This window comes from Lysinibacillus sp. ACHW1.5 (assembly GCF_022014815.1).
GTDB lineage: Bacteria > Bacillota > Bacilli > Bacillales_A > Planococcaceae > Lysinibacillus > Lysinibacillus capsici.
In genome coordinates this window covers 717,017-738,252 of sequence record NZ_CP091777.1, presented here as the reverse complement: position 1 = coordinate 738,252, position 21,236 = coordinate 717,017, and the positions used below count along the sequence as shown (strand labels likewise).

The 21,236-nt window shown below is 38.7% G+C and carries 16 protein-coding genes; 4 read left to right on the top strand and 12 right to left on the bottom strand.

Features of this window, described 5'->3' with window-relative positions:
* Window positions 1-25: 25 nt before the first annotated feature.
* Entirely contained in the window at window positions 26-964 is a 939-nt protein-coding gene (locus L6W14_RS03370; RefSeq protein ID WP_048392032.1) for a beta-ketoacyl-ACP synthase III, read from the bottom strand.
* Between the two features lie 465 nt (window positions 965-1,429).
* Between L6W14_RS03370 and L6W14_RS03365 the strand changes: the two genes are divergently transcribed.
* Complete coding sequence (locus L6W14_RS03365; RefSeq protein ID WP_004227469.1) at window positions 1,430-1,624, top strand: YjzD family protein; 195 nt, start codon at window positions 1,430-1,432, stop codon at window positions 1,622-1,624.
* Between the two features lie 49 nt (window positions 1,625-1,673).
* On the opposite strand, the gene L6W14_RS03360 is transcribed toward L6W14_RS03365, so the two are convergent.
* The gene (locus L6W14_RS03360) at window positions 1,674-3,800 is read right to left on the bottom strand and encodes an ATP-dependent Clp protease ATP-binding subunit (protein ID WP_082148127.1); all 2,127 of its coding nucleotides are present in this window, start codon (window positions 3,798-3,800) and stop codon (window positions 1,674-1,676) included.
* A 269-nt stretch (window positions 3,801-4,069) separates the two neighbouring features.
* Here L6W14_RS03360 and L6W14_RS03355 point away from each other — a divergent pair, with 269 nt between their 5' ends.
* On the top strand, window positions 4,070-4,756 hold the full coding sequence (locus L6W14_RS03355) for a Crp/Fnr family transcriptional regulator (RefSeq protein ID WP_103117492.1): 687 nt from the start codon (window positions 4,070-4,072) through the stop codon (window positions 4,754-4,756).
* A 60-nt stretch (window positions 4,757-4,816) separates the two neighbouring features.
* Here L6W14_RS03355 and L6W14_RS03350 read toward each other — a convergent pair whose 3' ends face one another.
* Together L6W14_RS03350 and L6W14_RS03345 are read right to left on the bottom strand one after the other, a co-directional pair.
* Entirely contained in the window at window positions 4,817-5,125 is a 309-nt protein-coding gene (locus L6W14_RS03350; protein WP_004227477.1) for a metal-sulfur cluster assembly factor, read from the bottom strand.
* Window positions 5,126-5,178: 53 nt separating this feature from the next.
* Window positions 5,179-5,943: a prolyl oligopeptidase family serine peptidase gene (locus L6W14_RS03345; RefSeq protein WP_237899381.1), complete on the bottom strand. Its 765-nt coding sequence runs from the start codon at window positions 5,941-5,943 to the stop codon at window positions 5,179-5,181.
* Between the two features lie 121 nt (window positions 5,944-6,064).
* Here L6W14_RS03345 and L6W14_RS03340 point away from each other — a divergent pair, with 121 nt between their 5' ends.
* Both L6W14_RS03340 and L6W14_RS03335 read left to right on the top strand, forming a co-directional pair.
* Complete coding sequence (locus tag L6W14_RS03340) at window positions 6,065-6,874, top strand: Cof-type HAD-IIB family hydrolase (RefSeq protein ID WP_066036276.1); 810 nt, start codon at window positions 6,065-6,067, stop codon at window positions 6,872-6,874.
* A 142-nt stretch (window positions 6,875-7,016) separates the two neighbouring features.
* On the top strand, window positions 7,017-7,874 hold the full coding sequence (locus L6W14_RS03335) for a DegV family protein (RefSeq protein ID WP_036076685.1): 858 nt from the start codon (window positions 7,017-7,019) through the stop codon (window positions 7,872-7,874).
* A 50-nt stretch (window positions 7,875-7,924) separates the two neighbouring features.
* Here the strand turns inward: L6W14_RS03335 and L6W14_RS03330 are convergent, their stop codons facing one another.
* The 8 genes from L6W14_RS03330 to L6W14_RS03295 all read right to left on the bottom strand — a co-directional run bounded on the left by L6W14_RS03330 (window position 7,925) and on the right by L6W14_RS03295 (window position 21,174).
* Complete coding sequence (locus tag L6W14_RS03330) at window positions 7,925-9,391, bottom strand: alpha-amylase family glycosyl hydrolase (protein ID WP_237899379.1); 1,467 nt, start codon at window positions 9,389-9,391, stop codon at window positions 7,925-7,927.
* Window positions 9,392-9,574: 183 nt separating this feature from the next.
* A complete protein-coding gene (locus tag L6W14_RS03325; protein ID WP_004227486.1) occupies window positions 9,575-9,943 on the bottom strand; it encodes a YisL family protein in 369 nt (122 codons plus the stop codon).
* A gap of 201 nt (window positions 9,944-10,144) precedes the next feature.
* Window positions 10,145-11,047, bottom strand: a complete 903-nt coding sequence (locus L6W14_RS03320; protein ID WP_048392038.1) for a fumarylacetoacetate hydrolase family protein — start codon at window positions 11,045-11,047, stop codon at window positions 10,145-10,147.
* 124 nt (window positions 11,048-11,171) lie between these two features.
* Complete coding sequence (locus tag L6W14_RS03315; RefSeq protein WP_237899370.1) at window positions 11,172-12,338, bottom strand: DUF418 domain-containing protein; 1,167 nt, start codon at window positions 12,336-12,338, stop codon at window positions 11,172-11,174.
* A gap of 82 nt (window positions 12,339-12,420) precedes the next feature.
* Complete coding sequence (gene addA, locus L6W14_RS03310) at window positions 12,421-16,137, bottom strand: helicase-exonuclease AddAB subunit AddA (RefSeq protein WP_237899368.1); 3,717 nt, start codon at window positions 16,135-16,137, stop codon at window positions 12,421-12,423.
* A gap of 1 nt (window position 16,138) precedes the next feature.
* Window positions 16,139-19,648, bottom strand: a complete 3,510-nt coding sequence (gene addB / locus L6W14_RS03305) for a helicase-exonuclease AddAB subunit AddB (RefSeq protein ID WP_237899366.1) — start codon at window positions 19,646-19,648, stop codon at window positions 16,139-16,141.
* 324 nt (window positions 19,649-19,972) lie between these two features.
* Entirely contained in the window at window positions 19,973-20,611 is a 639-nt protein-coding gene (locus tag L6W14_RS03300; RefSeq protein ID WP_004227497.1) for a TVP38/TMEM64 family protein, read from the bottom strand.
* An 11-nt stretch (window positions 20,612-20,622) separates the two neighbouring features.
* Window positions 20,623-21,174, bottom strand: coding sequence for a helix-turn-helix domain-containing protein (locus tag L6W14_RS03295; RefSeq protein WP_048392043.1), 552 nt, complete (start codon window positions 21,172-21,174; stop codon window positions 20,623-20,625).
* Between the last annotated feature and the right edge of the window lie 62 nt (window positions 21,175-21,236).

Below are 21,236 nucleotides of genomic sequence, written 5' to 3'. Positions count from 1 at the left end.
TACTCCCCTCAAGCATTTTTCCTACTTATTTTCCCCATCTCATGGCTACGGCACCCCATGTTAAGCCGCCACCAAAACCTACAAGGACTAATAAATCATCCTCTTTAATCTTACCTGCTTCGAGCTCATCTACCAAGGAAATACCAATAGATGCTGCTGAAGTATTTCCATATTTATGAATCGTTTTTGACATTTTTTCTGGTGGTAGCTCTAACCGCTCACGTGCAGATTCCATAATACGTATATTTGCCTGATGTGGCACTAGGAAATCAACGTCTTCTTTTGTTAAACCAGCTTTCTCTAATACATTAACAGCCGATTCACCCATTTGTCGAACAGCAAATTTAAACACTTCACGACCATTCATCGCAATTGTATCTTGCTTCGTTAAATAAAGATTCTTTCCGCCTGTACCATCTGCACCAAGTTCGAAGGATAGAATACCTCTACCTTCAGAGACTTGCCCAATGATAGCTGCACTGGCACCATCGCCAAATAATACAGCTGTATTGCGATCTTCCCAATCAACGACTTTCGACAGCTTTTCAACACCTACTACTAAGACATATTTATAAGCATTTGCCTCAACAAAGTGCTTTGCTGTCACTAAACTATATATAAATCCTGCACATGCTGCTGCTTGATCCATTGCTGCAGCATTAACTGCTCCGATTTGTTCCTGAATCATACAAGCTACACTTGGAAAAGTTTGATCCTGCGTGACAGTTGCTACAAGAATTAAACCAATTTCCTCAGGCGTAATCCCCGCATTTGCAATAGCTTCTTTTGCAGCAGCTACTGCCAAATCTGAAGTTTCCTGATCATCTGCCGCAAAATGACGTTCTTCAATGCCTGTTCGAGTACGAATCCATTCATCAGAAGTATCCATGATTTTTTCCAAATCAAAATTTGTAACGACCTTCTCAGGAACATATTTGCCTATTCCTATAATACCAGCGTTCATATAGCAACCCCTCAGCTTTCTTACTATCAATTATTAGTAACTGGTCATAATTATAACGCATATAAAAGGAATGACGCAAGATGATTTAAAATTTATGCGGCTGAGGGTAGTGTTCTTTGCATATAGAAGTGAAGAATTTTATGGAATGAGGTTATTCTGTTTAGAGCTTTATCTATCGTACTTTGTTGAGCTTGTTCATTATTTTTCAAAGCACCTTGCATCATATATGAGCGGTGTTCTTCCCTTTTGGAGCGCTTTTCACCAGCGTAGGAGCGCATTCCCCTATTTCTCAGCTGTTCCTAAATACTTTACATTACTAAACATAAAATACTAAATCTCATATTTGTTGTGACAAAATCGCCATGTTTCACATAAATGGTTCATTTTTTTTTGATTTATGTTATGATATGATAATGAATATGAGTAAAACCTTATGATGAAAAAAGTTCGGTTGAGGTGAAATTAATGCAATATATCGTAACGTTCATATGGTCATTCCTACTAGTTTCTATGTTAAACTACGTAGTCAGCTCTGTACTTGGTGTACCATTTGATTTCAAAACTGGGGCAATCGTTTCTGTTGTATTCTCCATCCTTATCTTTATTATTGGAGCAATCATTCCAAACGACCCTACACCAGAAGCTGCAGACCATCATTAATTCAGCTAGAAAAAACCTGTTCAGCTTCATGCCGAACAGGTTTTTTCTGTTATTTTTCCACAACACATTGACCCTCATGCATTTTCACATGCAACGTCTCCCCTGGTAAAACTTCTCCGCGTAATAGTTCTTTAGCAACGGCTGTTTCGATATGTCGCTGTACAAAGCGTTTTAGTGGTCTTGCTCCAAATTGGGCATCTGCACCTTGCTCTACTACCCAATCAATGACTTCTTGCTCGACAGATAAAGTAATTTCTTGCTCTGCGACACGTTTAATCAATTGCTCCACATACTTCCAGGCAATCGCAGTAAAATGTTTAGTAGATAATGCATGGAAGAAGATGATATCATCCATTCTGTTTAATAGCTCAGGTTTAAAATGTTGTCGTAGGGCTGACATGACTAAGTCCTCCACAGCCGCATCATTTTCCTTTGCCTCCATTAAATAACTCGATCCGATATTCGAAGTTAAAATGACTACTGTATTTGTAAAATTCACCATTCGTCCCTGACTATCTGTAATGCGCCCATCATCTAAAATTTGCAATAAAATGTTCGCCACATCAGGATGAGCTTTTTCAATCTCGTCTAGTAGCACCACCGAATAAGGATTTCGGCGAACTGCTTCCGTTAGTTGTCCACCCTCCTCATAGCCCACATAGCCTGGAGGAGCCCCAACAAGTCGAGACACACTATGTTTCTCCATGTATTCACTCATATCAATACGTATAAAGTGATCTTCTGAATCAAATAACTGTGCAGCAAGTGCCTTGGCAAGTTCTGTTTTACCTACACCAGTTGGACCTAAAAATAAAAAGCTACCAATAGGTCGATGTGGATCTTTGATACCTGCACGTGCACGCCATACCGCTTCAGTCACTAATTGAACTGCTGTATCTTGTCCAACCACACGTTCATGTAATGTATCCTTTAAACGTAATAATTTTTCACGCTCACCCTCTACTAATTTTGTTACAGGGATTCCTGTCCAACGTGAAACAATTGCTGCGATTTCATCTGCTGTTACCTCTTCACGTAAAATACGCGATTCTGCACCGTTCTCTAATTCCTTTTCAAGTACCTGAATGTCTTTTTCAAGTGTGGGAATTTTACCATGACGTAATTCAGCAGCTTTATTTAAATCATATTTACTTTCTGCCTCATCTAGATCACGACGATATTTATCCAATGTTTCACGTTTTTTCTGAATATCGTGTAGTTTTTCTTTTTCTGCTTCCCATTGTTGTCGCATGCCCTTAGATGACTCTTTTAACTTTGTTAATTCTTCGCGTAATTGCTCCAGACGTTTTTTACTTGCCTCGTCCTTTTCCTTACGCAATGCCTGTTCCTCAATTTCAAGCTGCATAATACGACGTGTGACTGCGTCTAATTCCTGTGGCATTGAATCAATTTCTGTACGAATCATTGCACAAGCCTCATCAATTAAATCAATGGCCTTATCAGGTAAAAATCGTTCTGTAATATAGCGATTGGATAGCTCTGCTGCCGCAACAATTGCTCTGTCATGAATACGTACTGCGTGATGTAATTCAAAGCGTTCCTTTAAACCACGTAAAATGGATACCGTATCCTCTATAGATGGCTCACGCACTAGTACTTGCTGGAATCGACGTTCTAAGGCAGGATCCTTTTCAATATACATACGATATTCGTCTAAGGTAGTAGCACCAATACAGTGTAATTCACCACGTGCTAGCATAGGTTTTAGCATATTTCCTGCATCCATAGCGCCATCTGTTTTTCCTGCGCCTACGATCGTATGAATTTCATCAATAAATAGAATGATTTGTCCTTCTGATTCTTTTACTTCTTTTAGCACACCTTTTAAGCGTTCTTCAAATTGTCCACGATAACTTGCACCAGCGATTAACGCACTCATATCTAATTCATATAATACACATTCCTTCAAGCCTTCTGGTACATCACCTTTAACAATACGCTGTGCTAAACCTTCCACAATTGCCGTTTTACCAACTCCTGGTTCACCGATTAATACAGGATTATTTTTTGTTTTACGTGTTAGAATACGAATTACATTTCGAATTTCTTCATCACGCCCGATAACAGGATCCATCTTGCCGTTTTTTACTTCTTCAATTAAATTGCGTCCAAATTGTTCTAATGGTTTTTTATTGTCTGTTTGTTGAAATTGCATAGCTAGCACTCCTTTTTTTCATATTTCTCATTATTTATATACCCATTCTTATTCATTAGAAAAAAAGTTTGACCTTTTTTGACTAACTTTATTTTACATCACTCGACAATGCTTAGCAAAGAAATCGCCCTAAAATTTTTTCACTTATTATGGAAGTTTACGTTATAATAATGGTATGTTTCTATGTTTTAGTATCGAAATCCACTATCCTTTTGTAATAATCGCCATTTATTACAAAAAGAAAGCGATGTGTTGGAGATATGGTTTTAATGGATAATATGTTTGAAAAAATTAAAGATCTTTTTCAAAACCACGGTGTTTTTATCAAAGTGAATAAAGGAAATAAAATTTTTCTAGAGGGTGAACGGGCAAAAGAAATTTATTACATCCAATCAGGAGTTATTTCGATTAGCCAAGAATCCGAGACGGGTAAGGAATTAACCATTCGTATTTGTGGCCCTGACAGCATAATAGGAGAAGGTTCGTTATTTTGTAATCTCGTCTATAATTCGATGACTGCCAAAGTTTTAGAACCCTCTACGTTGTATGTTTTGAGTCGTAAATCTTTGGAGCATTTATTAGAAGAGCAGCCGACAGTTATGGTGGAATACATGAAGTGGCTACAAACAGAAAACTTAAAGCATCAGAGTCGTTTGCGCGATTTAGTGTTAAACGGTAAAAAAGGTGCTCTATTTTCAACGCTCATTCGGCTGTCCAATACGTATGGTAAACCTGTAGAAAATGACTCGATTTTTATTGATTTTCAGCTAACAAATACAGAAATTGCAAATTTGTGTGCGACAAGTCGGGAAATGATTAATCGTATGCTGAATGATTTAAAAAAACATGAGATTATCACTTTTGATAAAGGATTTATTACCATTCATGATTTACAATTTTTAAAAAATGAAATTGCCTGTGAAAATTGTCCATTACAAATATGCCGTATCGATTAGTTTCGTTACAAGCAAAAACCCTGCTTATTTTTCAATAAGCAGGGTTTTAAATAAGCCATTTTAACGTACGCCCAATGCCATTTTGGCATAGCGTGACATTTTATCTTTCGACCACGGTGGATTCCATACAATATTAACATTTGTACTTTTTACTTCAGGAAGTTCACCTAACGCTGTATTCACTTGATCCACAATGACTGGACCAAGTGGGCAGCCCATAGAAGTTAGTGTCATCGTAACAGTTGCAACACCTTCATCATCTAATTCCACATCATATACTAAACCTAAGTTGACGATATCAATGCCAAGCTCAGGATCAATTACGTTTTCTAAAGCACCTAACATGCTATCTTTCATATCCTGATCCATTTGTATTTCTCCTTCCATCATAGTGTTAACCTTATCATAGCAGATGCATCCTGTTATGCCAAATGCTGTGCAAGCCATGCTGTAGCTGCTAGCATACCGTCACGCGGTACAGCATGTCCAGCCCTTTTGTTCACCATAAACTTTAAATATTCAGGGTTTGCTTCATAGTATTCCCGTAATGTTTCATAAAATTTATACGTTTCGTGAAACGGAACTGTTTTATCTAATTCTCCATGCCAAAAGAACACAGGGCGACCCGCGAATTTTTCTGGTGTTAAACTGACATCATATTTAGCAAGGGCTTCATTAATTTTTTCAACGTCTTTCTCTGACATTGGCCAATTAACTCCACTTTTAGAAAATTGTTGCAATTGGTATTCACCCAGTTTAATAAAACCAGGTGCACCCATGCATATTGCAGCAGTTTGTATCCAATCATAAAGTTTCAGACAGCCTGATGTCACGATGCCACCCATTGAAGTGCCTCCTATGCCAATTTTATGACTAGCTAATAAATTTTTATTCTTTAATTCATCATATAATTGTTGTACTTCATGAATAGAATTTAAAACAATGTCCCAAAAATTTAAATTCATTTGCATTTCCGTTAGGCCTTCGCTACGTTCACCATGAAATTTTGCATCTGGCAATAGGACACGCACCCCTTCATGCACCAATTGGTATGCATAGTGTAAGTTATGTTCTTTTGCACTCATAAAGCCATGTAAAAAAATGACTACCGGGGTTTCTTCATTCATATTGTCTGTATGTATATGTAATAAAGGAATATTTCCCCACACTTCTTTTTCTACAAACATTATTGTCACTCCCAACTATTCTCTCATCTTTATGTTAGCAAACTTTTTTCACTGTGACAAAATTTTGACGAATGTAAGACAAAGAGATACTATTCAAACTATAGGAAAGGGGCAACGAGCTATGAAACCGCATTTAATCGTATTAGACTTAGATGGAACTTTATTAACAGATCAACAGCAAATTTCTGCAAAAACGAAAAAAACATTATTGCAGGCTAAGGAACAAGGGCATCAAGTGATGATTGCGACGGGACGTCCATACCGTGCAAGCGATCTTTATTATCATGAACTTGGGCTCACTACACCCATTGTTAATTTTAATGGCGCATATGTGCATCATCCTAAAAATGTCTCTTGGCAACATATGCACACACCAATTGATTTAAGTGTCGTACATGATGTCGTTGATTCTATTAACAGTTATGAATACGAAAATATTATCGCTGAGGTAAAAGATGATATTTATGTCCACACAGAAGACGATCGTATTTTAAATATTTTTAATATGGGTAATCCAAAAATTACACTTGGGGATTTATACACACACCTCCTGGATAATCCCACAAGTTTATTAATTCAGGCAAATGAAGCGAATTCAGTTATTATACGTGATCATTTGCAGGCTGTGCACGCAGAAGTCATTGAACATCGTCGATGGGGCGCGCCACTTCATATTATTGAAATTGTGCGTCGCGGCTTAAATAAAGCTGTGGGTATTGCACATGTGGCAAAAGATTTAGGTATTCCTCGTGAGCGCATCATCGCATTTGGTGATGAAGACAATGATTTAGAAATGATTGAATATGCTGGACTTGGTGTAGCGATGGGGAACGGTATTTCAAGTCTTAAAAACATTGCCAATGAAATTACGACAACGAATAATGATGATGGAATTGCAAAAATACTCATTGAACGCTTGAAATTATCATAGTTAAGTAGTAAGTTCAAGTTAACATTCCATTTTTACCAGTTTAACTTTATTCAGTGGTACCCCTTCTATTTATCTAAAGTGAGTATCTACTGAAGAAAGTTAAAAAGCTTTAAAAGTAAGTTGAAATTAGGGGGACAAGAGAATGAAGATTTTTACGGATAGTGGATGTGATCTACCAAAATCTTACTATGAAGAAAATGATGTCGTGCTACTCCCTTTACGAGTGCAATTGAACAACAAAGAATATGAAGATGTGATTTCAATTGATTCCAAAGAGATCTATGATGCAATACGCCAAGGTGCTCAGCCAAAAACATCACAAGTGTCACCTGAGCTCTTTTTGAAGCATTTTGAGGAGTTAGCCAAAAATGATGAAGAAGGTATTTATATCGCGTTTTCATCAGAATTATCAGGCACATATAGTACTGCTCAAATGATTCGCAATCAGGTACTTGAGCAGTATCCTTCCTTAAAATTAGTCATTATCGACTCTAAATGCGCATCACTAGGACATGGCCTTGTCGTGGAAGAAGCTGTTCGACTGCGAAATATAGGAGTATCTCTAGAAGATATGGCCTCTAAAATAAATACCCTTGCACCTCAGGTTGAGCATTTATTTACAGTAGAAGACTTAGATTACCTTGCAAAAGGTGGTCGTGTATCAAAAGCAAGTGCATTTTTAGGCGGTCTTCTTAGCATTAAGCCTATTTTAAATGTAGAAGATGGCAAACTTGTACCGATTGAGAAGTCGCGCGGTCGAAAAAAAGCACTTAATCGTATGTTAGATTTAATGCAGGAGCGTGGTGGCAGCTTTACAAATAAAATTGTAGGTATTAGCCATAGTGACGACGCTGCCTTTGCGAATGAAGCAAAAGCCTCTATACAGGAGCGTTTTTCACCCCAAGCTGTGCAAATTACCATGATAGGTTCCGCGATCGGCTCACATGTCGGACCTGGCACTATTGCGATTTTCTTCACAAATAAAAGCTTTGAAGGCTAATAAAAAGCATGCTAGGATGTCTCCTGGCATGCTTTTTTATCGTGTTATTATTAGTGGACGTCTTGCTCCTGACGACGAACTTTCCCTCGTTTAATGATGATGACAACAAAGCCAATAAAGATCACCCATACTAAGCCAAGAGCCACCATATAAGGCGTGTTTAAGCCTTCATCATTGCGAACTTGATAAATTTCAACCATTTCTCGGTCTAAAATAACAGGATAGACTTCTTTTTCATTTATGCGAACTTTTTCCTCATGTAAAATACCGTTCAGCATCTTCCCTTCACCAAGTTGTTCAGGTGTTAAGTCGACGCGTTGTGTTTTACCAGTATTATTAACCATGATTACCCACTTTTCTTCGTCAGAAGAACGTGTAAAGACAAGAAGGCCATTTTCATTTGTAATGACTTCAAAATCACCATTACGTAAAGTAGCTGATTGATTACGTAAAGATTGAACATTTTTAATATAATCAATCAGTTCTTCGTCTGTTTTAAAGTTATAAAGCTGGTGTGTATCTGGTTTTGCTTCCCCATTCATAGCAATTTCTGTCCCGTATTGTACGACAGGAATTCCTGGTAGCATAAATAAAGCACCCATCGCCATTTTTAAGCGGGTAGGTGGGAACATATTTTCATTAGCAGAGTCAAATGTAAAACGATGGGTTTCAAGTGAATCCACCATAATTTGTGTCGGTTTTTCTCCTGTGAAAGGTTCCATTAATTTTGAAGAATCCATATCCACGTTTTTAAATATATTACGATAGATATCTGCCGTTACAGGTGAGAAAGTTGCATCAAAATCAGCATCGCTTTCTTCATTTGCTATCACATAAAGTGATGTTTTTGTCTCTTTTAATGCAGCTATTACTGCATTGATAAACGCTGTATCAGCCCCTGCGATATTTGTTAAACGAATACCACCGATGTCATATGTAGAAACAAATTCAGTTACTGCTTGAATAAGTGCTTCTTGCACATCCTTATTCGATAAATCCCACTGTACTTGTCCATCATTGGTAGATGCAATCCAATCCGCTTTCGATGCATCCTTTGCCCACTCATGATTTGGACTCACATTTGTAAGTGGAAAATCCACCATAATGGACATATTTTTAGCTTTGTAGGCCTCTACAATACTTTGGAATTCTTCCGTTGTTCCAAAATGACGTTCAATTGTAGTATAACTTGTGGGCATTGATCCATCATACTTCTCTGTAGAAAAAATAGGCCCAATGGAAACAATTGTATAGCCCATCTCACCGATAAATTTCAGTTTATCCTGTAAACCTGTAAAATCGCCCCCCGCAAATTTCGAAGGATCCTGCGTATTTGTATCAAAATCGTTTGTGCCCGAGCCATTAAAGAAACGGTCAACGAGTAAATCATAGATGCTTTCTTCTGCTATTGTTCTAGTCGCTGATTCATCCGCATGTGCTACTGGTATAGTACTTACGAATGAAGTTGCTAATAAAAGTGATGCAGCCGTCGCACTTATCCACTTCTTAAATTTCACTGTTATTCCCTCTCTTTCAAACCAATCAACGTCATTTTACCAAATAACTCTGTCACGTCGCTATCTTTTCCAAAGATTTTGCGTAAAAGCGAATAAATTACGACAAAAAGGTGTCAATTCCGTCTTCCGTTTTCGTTTACAAAATAAAAGCCGTGAAGCAACTACTTCACGACTTTTAAATCATTATGCTAAGAAATCTTGACCCATTGGCAGTTTGAATCCTAGGAACAAAGTGATTAATAGGAATACTGCAAATAAAATCCAAAACATAGCTGTTGGTTTATTTTTCTTTTGACGCACTAAGACCATTTCCATCATGCCAATTACAAGTATGCCACCTAAGAACTTAAATCCGTAAAGCATACCTTTACCATAGTCCATTGCCTCGATAAATAATGCCCCACCTGTGATGATTATTAGTACATAAAACAGACGTAATGTCATATGTAAGCCTTTTGATTGCTTGCCCATTAGTGCCGCAATTAAAAAGATGACAATACCTACTACCCACGTAGTAATATGCAAATGCGTTTGGCTAGTTAAAAAACTCATGTTTGTCCCCCTCATTCTTTTTCTATCAAACTCTATCCTACCATGCGATGGAAAGGGTTTCAAATATTACAATAGTGTTCACACAATTTACATCATTTAAAACTTGGAATCCTTGCATCTCATAGTTTTTACTTCTGTTACTATGCCTTAAAGCAGTAAAAAAACCCGCGGAGTATAGACTCTCGCGGATTGATATCATCATTATTCAAAATGGTTGACTAAAGTACCAATTCCTTGAATAGATACTTTTACTGTATCTCCAGCTTTTAAGAATTGCGGCGGGTTCATCCCTTTGCCAACACCAGCTGGCGTACCTGTTAAAATCACATCTCCTGGCTCTAATGTTACATGCTGAGATAGGATGGATACTAACGTTTCAACAGAGAACATCATATCTTTCGTAGAGCCATTTTGACGTACTTCATCATTGACCTTTGTCACTACTGTTAAGTCTTGTGGATTTGGGATCTCATCCTTTGTCACAAGGTATGGTCCAAGAGGGCAAGTACCATCCAAGCTTTTACCCAAGAAGAATTGTTTATGTTTCTCTTGTAAATCACGAGCTGTTACATCATTGGCAATTGTATAACCAAATACGTAATCAAACGCTAAGTTTTTAGGAATGTTTTTGCCACGTTTACCAATAACGATAGCTAGCTCACCTTCATAATCCATTTTTGAAGAAAGATCTGCATGAATGGAAATTGTTTGTCCATCTGCAGCAATTGCAGTTGGTGATTTTGTGAATACCATTAAATCCGTTGGTGCTGCCTCTGCGCCCATTTCCTTTGCATGTTCATCATAGTTTTTACCAATACACATAATATTTTTAGGGGTACGTGGAATTGGTGAAAGCCATTCGATCTCTGTAAATTCACGTTTAAAACTATTAGCATTATCTGATTTTTCTGCTGCTTCTACTAATTTACGAATCTGTTCCACAAAATCAAAGCCTAAAGCAATGCCATCCACGATTGAACTTGAAAAAGAAGGGAGAACTTGAAGTTCACTTTGAATAGCGAGTACATCCCATACCGCTTCTTCTTTTTTTACTTTTGGTCCAAAGCTTACATGTCCACCTAATTTGAATGATAAAATTTTCATGATTGAAAGAGCTCCTTCTTTTTTCTACATAATACAACAATATGATAGAAATTACCTCATTTTTGCGACAACATTTTTATAAGTTGTTATATCTTCATAAAATATGCATGTAAAGAGGAATATATTAACGCACTTCTATTTTTTGCTTATATGTTAATTTACGCCATATTGTCTCTAACGGCCCTTGTTTCCACTTAGATAACCAAATTTCTGCTATGATCATTTGCACAACAATAATGCCGACAGCAATTAATACCCCTGTTTCTACACTTACTTTACCATACCAACCAAAGCCAAATTGGTAGAATAAACAAGTACCTATAATAGATTGAAGAATATACATCGTTAATGACATGCGTCCAATTTTAGCAAAAGGACTAAGTAGTTTTGGCATTATTGGCACTAAGCAAAGTAACACAATAACCCCAATATAGCCCACCGATAGAACTGGTCCCCCTATGTATACTTTTAAATAATCTAGTAAATATGTTCTTGTAAACATTATAGATAAGCTTTTTATACCAATACCGATGACCAATCCAGCAATTGCAAACGTCAGCCAGAGCCACTTCAATTCTTTAGCCCGTTCTACTAAACGCCATTTAGAGGCAGCAGCACCTATTAACATATACGGTAAAATCGTGAACAGTGCAACAAACCACATCTCGATGCCTGCCTGCGTCGATAAATCTGTTAAGCGTTGCATAAAGGCATCTACCCAGTTCCCTGTCCCATAAGCCGTGATGGCCTTCTCTACTGATACGATATCTAAGTAATCATCTACTTTTGTATTAAAATTTACAATCCCTACTACAAAGAGCATAAAAGCTTGCATCAAGCCATTAATAATCAAAGCACTCGCTAATAGCCAGATAGGACTCAAACGTAGTAAAAGCACTAAGAAAACGCCACAAAATGCATACATCATTAATATATCGCCCCACCAAATTAGCACAGCATGGATAAAGCCAAAGGCAAACAGGATGGACAGTCTACGAAGCCCCAGCGTATAAAAGTTTTGGTCACGACTTTGTGCCTTTTGCCACTGCATGGCTAGCCCATAACCAAATAGCATGGCAAAAAGCGGGTAAAAGCTACCTTGCACATAAATATCAATATTTTTCTGCCAAACAATATCCGATGGGGTTGTAAACCATGATGCCAAATCAATATGCGGCATTGGCAAATAAAAGGTATACATATTTACAAGTAAGATACCTACTAAACTAATACCTCGTAAAATATCTAATGTTGCTATTCGTTCCTGCAACATTGTTGGTTTTAACTCCACAAAATAGCCTCCTCTTAACTAGCAGCTATGGTGAAAGCAGGGCAAGAAAAAACTTTGCCCTACTTTGCCCGTAACAAGTTCTTTATGCATGTATTGTCTGTTCATTATCGAATAAAAATAATACTTTATCGCTCACCTTGATGTGTAAAATAGATTCAATGGCTTCGCTATAAACACGAAGCTGTACGGCATAACGACCTAGTATTTCCTTTGACAGGGCTGGCTCCTGCGCAAAATGAGATTGTATATGATCCGTTTTATAATCCAACAAGACCCAATTACCGTATTCATCCTCAAATAGGCAGTCAATGATCCCTTGCACAATTTGAGCATCACCATCTTCATCGATTCTACTAATTGTAAACGGCATTTCTCTACGTATCTGCCTTGCGCGTTGAAAGCGTTGCCCTATTTCTGTCTCAAAAAAACGATAAATTTTCGCTTGCGGAACTACTTTGCCCTCCGCCTCTGTTAAAAGCTGTCTTGCCACTAAATCCTCCACAAAGTCCCTTACAGCATCGATATGACTAAAGCCATATTGAGGAACATGCTGCATCACTGTGTGCACAGCTGTACCAATTTCAGCACCAGTTAGCTGTTGCTCCTGTAAAAAAGCGGGTCGAGGTGCAATGGACGAAGCCTTTTGCTTGATAGGAGAGGCAAAATAAAATTCAGGTTCCTCCTGGCGCTGTAAATTTTCTAATCGCTTTATTTCACTAACAGATGTTTTGGAGCGCTTTCTTGTAGATTTTTGATAGACATACTGCGCTTGAAAGCGGGTAGTGATTTCAGCCAGCAAGTCCTCATCCTCTTGCATCGCAAGCACTTGCTGTACTTCATCGCCCATCGCCTCTATCTCATATGAATAATGCTTTGTATCGATGGCTTGAACCCACCAATGTGATTGATCCTCCACTTCTTTATAAGATGTGCTTGCTACTGCTGCAAAATCTCCATGTCTTGCTACTGCTGGGCCAACCCAGTCCAAATAGCTATTAGCTCTTGCACGTAAATATTCTTGAAGCGGTGCATCCATTGGTAAACTTTGGGCGTCCTGCCAGTTGTCGCGTGTTTTCTCCCAGTTCTTCACTGAGCCTACTAAAATCAAACGCTCCTTCGCACGAGTCATCGCAACATATAAGACACGCATTTCTTCTGCACGCATCTCCAGTTCTTTTTTCTCCTTCAATGCTAAAAACGGTAACGATGTATAGGTGATACGATTTTCGGGATCAATGGCCTTAACAGCTAGTCCAAAATCTTGATCAAACAAATAGGGCTGATGAAAATCCATTTTATTAAACGGACGTCCCATTCCTGCAACAAAGACGACTGGATATTCTAAACCCTTGGAAGAGTGGATTGTCACCAGACGTACTACATCGTCCTTTTCGCCAATTGATTTGGCAGTACCTAAATCATCGCCACGCGTACGCATACGATCAATAAAGCGTAAAAAACGGAATAGTCCACGAAATGCCGTTTTTTCATACATTAACGCACGATCATGTAATACGCGTAGATTTGCTTGACGCTGTTTGCCATTCGGCATTGCCCCAACCATTTCATAATAATGTGTATCTAAATAAATTTTCCAAATTAAATCTGATAATGATCCACGACGTGCTAAATCACGCCAATTTTCAAAGGCCAGCATAAAGCGTTGCAACTTCTCAAATGTAGTGGTTTGCACACCATGTCCTTCACTACGAATAAATTGTCGTAAAGCATCATAAAAAGGTACCTTTTGATCGGCTAAACGGATTTTCGCCAGCTCATTTTCCGTTAAACCAACAAACGGTGCGCGCAGTACAGAGGCTAAGGGGATATCCTGATAGGGATTATCGACTACCTTCAGGACATTTAACATAATCATTACTTCAAGTGCGTCAAAATAGCCTTTAGAGGATTCTGCATAGAGTGGGATCCCTGCCAGCTTAAATTCCTCCACTAAGTCTGTTGACCATGTCATCGAACGCATTAAAATCACAATATCACTATACTTTAATGGGCGCTCTGTTTTTGTTTTCGTATCGTATACGGTTGTTCCATCTTCCATCATCTGACGTATACGATCGATAATAAATCGTGCCTCGTATTGTGATTTTTTTAATTCCTCTAGCTCCGTTTCCTCATTACCTTGTTCTTCCAGTTCTTCTGGTGTTTCCTCTTCCTGTGGTGGATGCAATATGACCAGCTCAACAGGTATTTCTTTATCATCATAGGGCGCAGCAGGCTTTAGTGACGCATTGTCATCATACGAAATCTCACCAACACGCTCACCCATAATTTGTGCAAAAACGTAGTTTGTAGCATTTAATACTTCTTTTCGACTACGGAAATTAGCGTTTAAATCTATACGCATCCCCGTTACACTAGGTGACTCCAAGTATTCACTATATTTTCTCATAAAAAGCTTTGGCTCAGCTAATCGGAAACGGTAAATACTTTGTTTAACATCCCCAACCATAAAAAGGTTGCCATCTTGTTCTTCACCCGTTTTGACAAGCTGTAAGATGGTTTCCTGTAGCATATTGGTATCCTGATATTCATCCACAAGTACTTCTTTAAAACGCTTTTTCATATCTAGCGCAACCGGTGATGGATGAAGTGCACCATCTATCTCTACCGTTAAAATTTGAAGTGCATAATGCTCTAAATCTGAAAAGTCAATGATTCCCCGTTCTAACTTGGCTAGTCGAAATTGTTCACTAAATGTAGTGGTCAATCCAACTAGCGTAGTAATGGTCGGTGCCATTAACCTTATTTCCTCAAGTAGCCGTGCAGGCGTACGAACAAAATATGTCTCCTTGATTTTATTCATCATTTTTTTGGCTGCTTCTCGTTTTTTCTTCGCGAGCTCCTGTAGCTCTACATTAACTAGTGCATCCTTCGATACCCGCTTTAAGGTAGACCATTTTACCGTAGCAAAATAATCATATAGCGCCTGCCATGTCCCACTTTGACTAATGCGAATACCTTCCTGAATCATAGCAAAATCTACCTCTGCCGTTTCTGCATAGGGTGCAGGTCCATCTGGCTGTAATGTAATTGCGCGCATTTCAGAAATTAACATAAACGCCTCTTCCAGGCTATGACGTACGGTTAATTTGACATATTGAGATAGCTCTAAATCATCGATTGTCACTTCCTCAGCTAATTCATATGCTTTCGGCAGGCTCCAAAGCCATTTTTGAGGCTCTGCATGGACACGAGACGTATCATAAAGTTTACTAATCAGCGTTTCGATGGCTTGATCATCACGATCTGAGGTAAAGCTATCGACAAGACGATAGATGGCTTGTACGTGAGCCTCATCCTCAGCATCGTAGGCATCTTCTAAAACTTCTGCTAAAACATCATCTCGCAATAATGCTATTTCTGCTTCATTGGCAATACGGAAGCCTGGGTCTATATCAAGTAAGTACGCATATTGCTTCACAATTGCTAAACAGAAGGAATGTAGCGTAGAAATTTGTGCTTTATTCACAAGACTTAGCTGCCGTCTTAAATGATTAGATGTTGGATTTTCTGCTATCGCCTTTTCTAATGCCTCAGACATACGATGGCGCATTTCAGCGGCTGAGGCATTTGTAAAGGTCACTACCAATAGTTCATCTACATTGATCGGGTTTTCAGTAGCAATGACTTTTTCAATCATACGATTGATCAGAACCGCTGTTTTCCCCGACCCTGCTGCAGCCGAAACGAGTGTATCTTGACCGCTAGCATAAATAGCCTTCCACTGATCGTCTGTCCATGTGACATCTACTGGCTTAACAGGAATTGTTTGTACCATGCTATTCTATCTCCTTCCGAATTTTATCGACAATATCATTCGGCTTTGCTTGCATTAATTGACGATAGTTTTGTTTACCATCTGATGGATCAAACTGGCAAACCGCAGCAAATTGACAATAATCACATGCCGTTTTGGCTTTTAATTTATAGGGGCTAATGGCCGTATCACCAGATAAGATACCATTCCCTGCCTCCTGATGTTTACGACGAACAAAATGCTGCAACTTTTTCATATCATTGACAGGAACTATACGCGATTGTGACTCAGACGGTGTCCCATCTTTTTTCATATAGACAGGAATGATTTTTGAATGTCCGCTACTTTCTTCCAATTGCTCGTCCATCGATAAAATCGCTTCAGCATTTTCAGATAGCAAACCTTTCATTTTATACTGCTTTAAACGATCCTCTTCTACTTCACTGTCCGTCAAATCTTTATCCAGCTTCAGCATCGGATTATGGACATGGACATACAGTACCCCTGCTGGTTCTGCTTCACCTGATAGCCAGTATGAACTATTTTCCATTGCCACATCTAAATACGTTAGGACCTGTAAGGATAATCCGTAATAAACCTCATTTAAATCAAGGTCACGAGCTGAGGATTTATAGTCGACAATCCGCAAATAAGAGCGGTCATCTATCGTTGCACTATCCACTCTATCAATACGTCCACGCATAAACATTTTCTTGCCACCAGTCAAATCAATCTCTAGTGGTGGTAGCTGTTCATGTTGTCCAGGACCAAACGACGCCTCAATTGCAATTGGTTTGAAGTGTGATACATTTGCATGCTGTGTCAGTGCTGTCATTGTACGCTCAACAATTCGAATTAGCTTACGCTGAATATAGCGATAGCGGGCACTGGATAATAGGATTTGATGGGAAAAGACTGGAACAATTTGTTCTACTGCTTGACGTGCTAATTGTTTAATTTGCTTTGTTGTTAAACGAATCCAAGATAATTGCTGACGATGTGTTTCCTCTGTAATCCACTTTAATGCCTCATGGAATAAGTCACCCATTGCAAACGTTTCTAGACGATACTCAGCTCGCTCTTCTAGACGTAGGCCATACGTAGTGAAATGAGAAAAAGGACATCTGAAGTATTTCTCAATTCGCGACACACTGGATGTTAGCTTCTGACCATATAATTCCTGTGTAATATAGGTTTCAAGTGGCTCAGCCTCATTTTTATGGGTAATTGGATAAAGTACGCGGTCGAAAATGAGTGCCCAATAAGGATCTTGTTTATAAAATCTTTGTAAAGCTAGCCATTCTGGAGCTAGTTCACGGCTATGTTCAGCTTGACGTAGCTGTACCATTAGATGTGCCAATGCAGTCCTTGGATGGCGTAAATATGGTAAAACATCTCCATCTAGTAATTCAATCGGGTCGATTACCACTCGTTCTATTGATACACCACTTAATAACCCAGCCTTTTTGTCATTTCCTATTATTTTCTTCATATAAAGTGAGGCTAGGAGTGCCTTACCTTCCTCATCCGCCGTGGGATAGGTCATATACAATTTGTTAGATGGCGTTGTAATAGCACGATAGAACAAGAAATTTTCCTGTAATAAACGATTAGTAGAGGTAGGGGCAAGTTCATAGCCAATTTGACTAAACCATTCACGTTCGATATCTGACAACAAGCCCTCATACTCCATCCGAGTTGGATAAACACCATCATTCATTCCTATTACAAAAGCGACTTTGATATTGGATAAACGAGCTAAATCAACAGTAGCCACCATTACTTCATCAAGGGTTGGCGGAATTCTTGAAAATTCTAATGTATCAAAGCCTTCATCAAGAATTTTGGCTGCTTGCTCTACAGACATCTCCTGCTCACCAAACATATAAACGAATTGGTCCAGAACAGCAATCCATTCATTCCAAGCTTGTTCATGTTCACTTGCAGCTAATGCGTCACCTCGCTCTAGCTCACGGTCTTTCATGGCTTGTAGTTTATCATATACCTGTAATGACTCTATAAGTTCAAATAAAGCAGTCGCAATATCCCTGCCATTCTTGGCGCTATCAAGTTTGTCTTGTAAAAGTTTTAGAGGTTGGCGAATTTCATCTCGAATGGCCTCGATTTCTGCCTGCATTGCACGCTCTTCATCTGTTTGTACACGCGAATGGAATTCTAGACCTCGATATTTTTTATAAAACCAACGTGCCTCCTCAAACCATCGTTCACCATAGATGCCTTGTGCCAAGCAATAATTTTCTAATCGATCTGCTCGCTCACGCCAAATTGTTAGCTCCGCTTGTAATGGGAAAAACAAATCGGTTTTAACACTACGGAAAACTGGCTCATATTTCCAATTCGAGGTCATAACCTCCAAGGCTGAACGACTTAGCTCTATTAATGGATGATGTAGCATTGTCTTTTTTGTATTTGTAAAAATAGGAATTTCATATTGTTGGAAAATACTTGTAATAAGTGGATCATAGAGATCTGCTTGTCTATACAAAAGTACGATATCCTGATAGCGAAAACCGTCTTCTCTTGTCAGTTTTGTTATTTCCCGGGCAATCGCATGTATCTCTGCTCGACGATTGGATGCTTCAAGCACGGTTACATCTCCTGAAGTTTTTTTCGTTTGGGGCTCCAAATCAGCAAATTTTGCCTCCACATGCTGTAAATCTTTAGAATGAAATCTTTGAGTGTTATAAAAATGTAATGGTAATTCAACATCAATGCCCTCTTCTTTTGCCATATCATGAAGACGTTGATTCGTTAAGGCTGCTTCATGGAATAAAGCTTGTTCATCAAAGGCTTCATCCATATGATCAAAGGGAAGGACGACCGTTACTTGCTTCGTTACCTTCAACAATTCACGAACCAGTTCTAACTCTCGCACAGTGAAAGCGGTGAAACCATCAATATAAATGGTCGCTTGCTTCATCGTTTCTGCATATTTCAGGTGCTCCGTTAAAATCGGATAATAGCCCTCGCTGTCAACATACGTCGTACCAAGTCGTTCCTCTAGTGCCTGCAAAACAACATGTAAATCATTCGCTTTCGCCTGCAATGTATTTGGTGCATCTATAGCCTTTAACGATTCCGTTACCTCTGCCAAGACTGAGCTATTGACGCTATAGCGACTAAATTCTCTTAAAAGGGTTTCAATTTCCTCCGTAAAGCCACGTTTTCCTGCTGCTTGTCGAAATAAGGAAAACTCGCTTTTTTGTTCCTCCAAAAGCTTACGAATAAGCATTCGATAGCCATAGCCATTTACTTCTTTACGAGCAATACCTCCTGTTTCCTGTAAAACCAACCATGCTAAACGTTTAAACGTCATCACCTGTGCTCGAATCAAGCCTTGTAAACCATGCTTATTTGTCAGCTCATATTCCGTAGAATAAGACATTTGGTCAGGCACTATCATGAAAATCGGATGCCCCAATGGATCCGTCTTTAATTGCTCAACAATTTCCTGATGAATAAATGCCGATTTCCCTGTTCCCGAACGTCCTGAAACAATACGCAATGTCATTTGCTTTCCCCCTCCTCATTAACTTGCTGTTGCGAGTGTCTCTTTTAATGAAATAAAGATTTATACTTTTATTTGAGCGATTCTTTCACTGAATTGATTACTTCTCATCTATTTTGGAGCGGCTTCTCCAGACTATTGATCGCTTCTCATCTATGGTGAAGCAGTTTTCCCAGCCTACTAAAAACAACATAAATCATCTATCTTAAATTCTATCGAAAAAAACTAGTAAATACTATCTATCAACCTTCACCTACCTATAAAAAGGTTAATTTATTACACAAAAAAGCAGCCTCTTCAGATAATGAAAGAGGCTACAAATTTTTACTAACTGGCATGGTGATCCTGCTTTTTCGTCAAATTTCGCGCTTGCTTTAAATCTCTTTCTACACGGGCATTCAAACGCTTCTCTATCAACTTCCCAACCCACCATAAAATAACAATGGCCACAGCTGCAATTATCAATCTCACTGGGCTTGTCAAAAGCGATTTTAAATCATAGCCCAATACACTCATACCTAAAATCATAACAAACTTTCCTGCAAGCAAAACGATTAAGTAAAATTTTTTATGGATATGTGACAATCCCGCTACAATATTGACAATCACAGATGGTGTAAAAGGGAAGCAGAGGAGGACAAAAAGAGGGCTGATGCCATTCATATCCACCCATTTAATAAGCTTCTGTACTTTTTTACTACCTGTTAAAAATTGTAATCTTGGATGTTTGCCAAAATGACGCACAAGTAAGAAAACTGCATAGGAGCCAGCTACAGAGCCTAGCCAAGATAATAGAAATCCTAGCCATAAGCCGAATGCACTGGCATTCGCCACAACGAATACGACTAATGGTAGGAATGGTAAAAACGCCTCTAAAAACGGGAGCAGTAAACCAATGATTGGGCCGAACGTTCGATACTGTGCCGCAACCTGTTCAATATTTTCTACAGTAAACCATTCATTCAATATCGACACCTCTATTTATACTGTAAAATTAAATGAAAAATTGTTAACCCTTCTGAAGTATTGCGATATTCATGGGGTTGATGCCCTGAGAATACTAGTGTATCCCCTTCATCTAGTAATTCATGCATGTCTCCAGCAGAAATAACTGCTTGTCCTTTAATAACCATTACAGTTTCCTCTACCCCTTCTGTATGGGCTTCACTCCTACTAACTGCCCCTGGCTCCATTTCAACCTTATAAAACTCCCAGCCTCGCTCTGGATTATACGGAATTATAGAGTAAACACGATAGCGTCCCTCATCCTCATCGACATGTGGTACATCTTTACTGCTATAACGCATGTAATGGGCAGTTGGCGGCTGTAATAATGAAGAGAATGACATACGCATACCCGCTGCAATTTTCCAAATTGTTGAAACAGTCGGATTGGCCTCCCCTTTTTCGATTTGTGCAAGCTGTGCTTTACTGACACCTGTCGCTTTGGCCACATCATCGAGACTTAAATGACGTTGCTGTCTAATTTTCTTTAATTGAAATGCTAAATTTCGACTCATTTGTTCCATCTTTACTCACCAATTTCTATTGTTTATTTTATCAGACATATGTATACTTTAATAAACATCAA

What these genes read in the sequence shown, in the direction of transcription:
- addA (WP_237899368.1), bottom strand. Translation starts at nt 16,137, where the DNA reads ATGGTACAAACAATTCCTGTTAAGCCAGTAGATGTCACATGGACAGAC.
- L6W14_RS03365 (WP_004227469.1), top strand. Translation starts at nt 1,430, where the DNA reads ATGCAATATATCGTAACGTTCATATGGTCATTCCTACTAGTTTCTATG.
- L6W14_RS03320 (WP_048392038.1), bottom strand. Translation starts at nt 11,047, where the DNA reads ATGAAAATTTTATCATTCAAATTAGGTGGACATGTAAGCTTTGGACCA.
- L6W14_RS03355 (WP_103117492.1), top strand. Translation starts at nt 4,070, where the DNA reads ATGGATAATATGTTTGAAAAAATTAAAGATCTTTTTCAAAACCACGGT.
- L6W14_RS03370 (WP_048392032.1), bottom strand. Translation starts at nt 964, where the DNA reads ATGAACGCTGGTATTATAGGAATAGGCAAATATGTTCCTGAGAAGGTC.
- L6W14_RS03345 (WP_237899381.1), bottom strand. Translation starts at nt 5,943, where the DNA reads ATGTTTGTAGAAAAAGAAGTGTGGGGAAATATTCCTTTATTACATATA.
- L6W14_RS03340 (WP_066036276.1), top strand. Translation starts at nt 6,065, where the DNA reads ATGAAACCGCATTTAATCGTATTAGACTTAGATGGAACTTTATTAACA.
- L6W14_RS03295 (WP_048392043.1), bottom strand. Translation starts at nt 21,174, where the DNA reads ATGGAACAAATGAGTCGAAATTTAGCATTTCAATTAAAGAAAATTAGA.
- L6W14_RS03325 (WP_004227486.1), bottom strand. Translation starts at nt 9,943, where the DNA reads ATGAGTTTTTTAACTAGCCAAACGCATTTGCATATTACTACGTGGGTA.
- L6W14_RS03335 (WP_036076685.1), top strand. Translation starts at nt 7,017, where the DNA reads ATGAAGATTTTTACGGATAGTGGATGTGATCTACCAAAATCTTACTAT.
- L6W14_RS03350 (WP_004227477.1), bottom strand. Translation starts at nt 5,125, where the DNA reads ATGGATCAGGATATGAAAGATAGCATGTTAGGTGCTTTAGAAAACGTA.
- L6W14_RS03360 (WP_082148127.1), bottom strand. Translation starts at nt 3,800, where the DNA reads ATGCAATTTCAACAAACAGACAATAAAAAACCATTAGAACAATTTGGA.
- addB (WP_237899366.1), bottom strand. Translation starts at nt 19,648, where the DNA reads ATGACATTGCGTATTGTTTCAGGACGTTCGGGAACAGGGAAATCGGCA.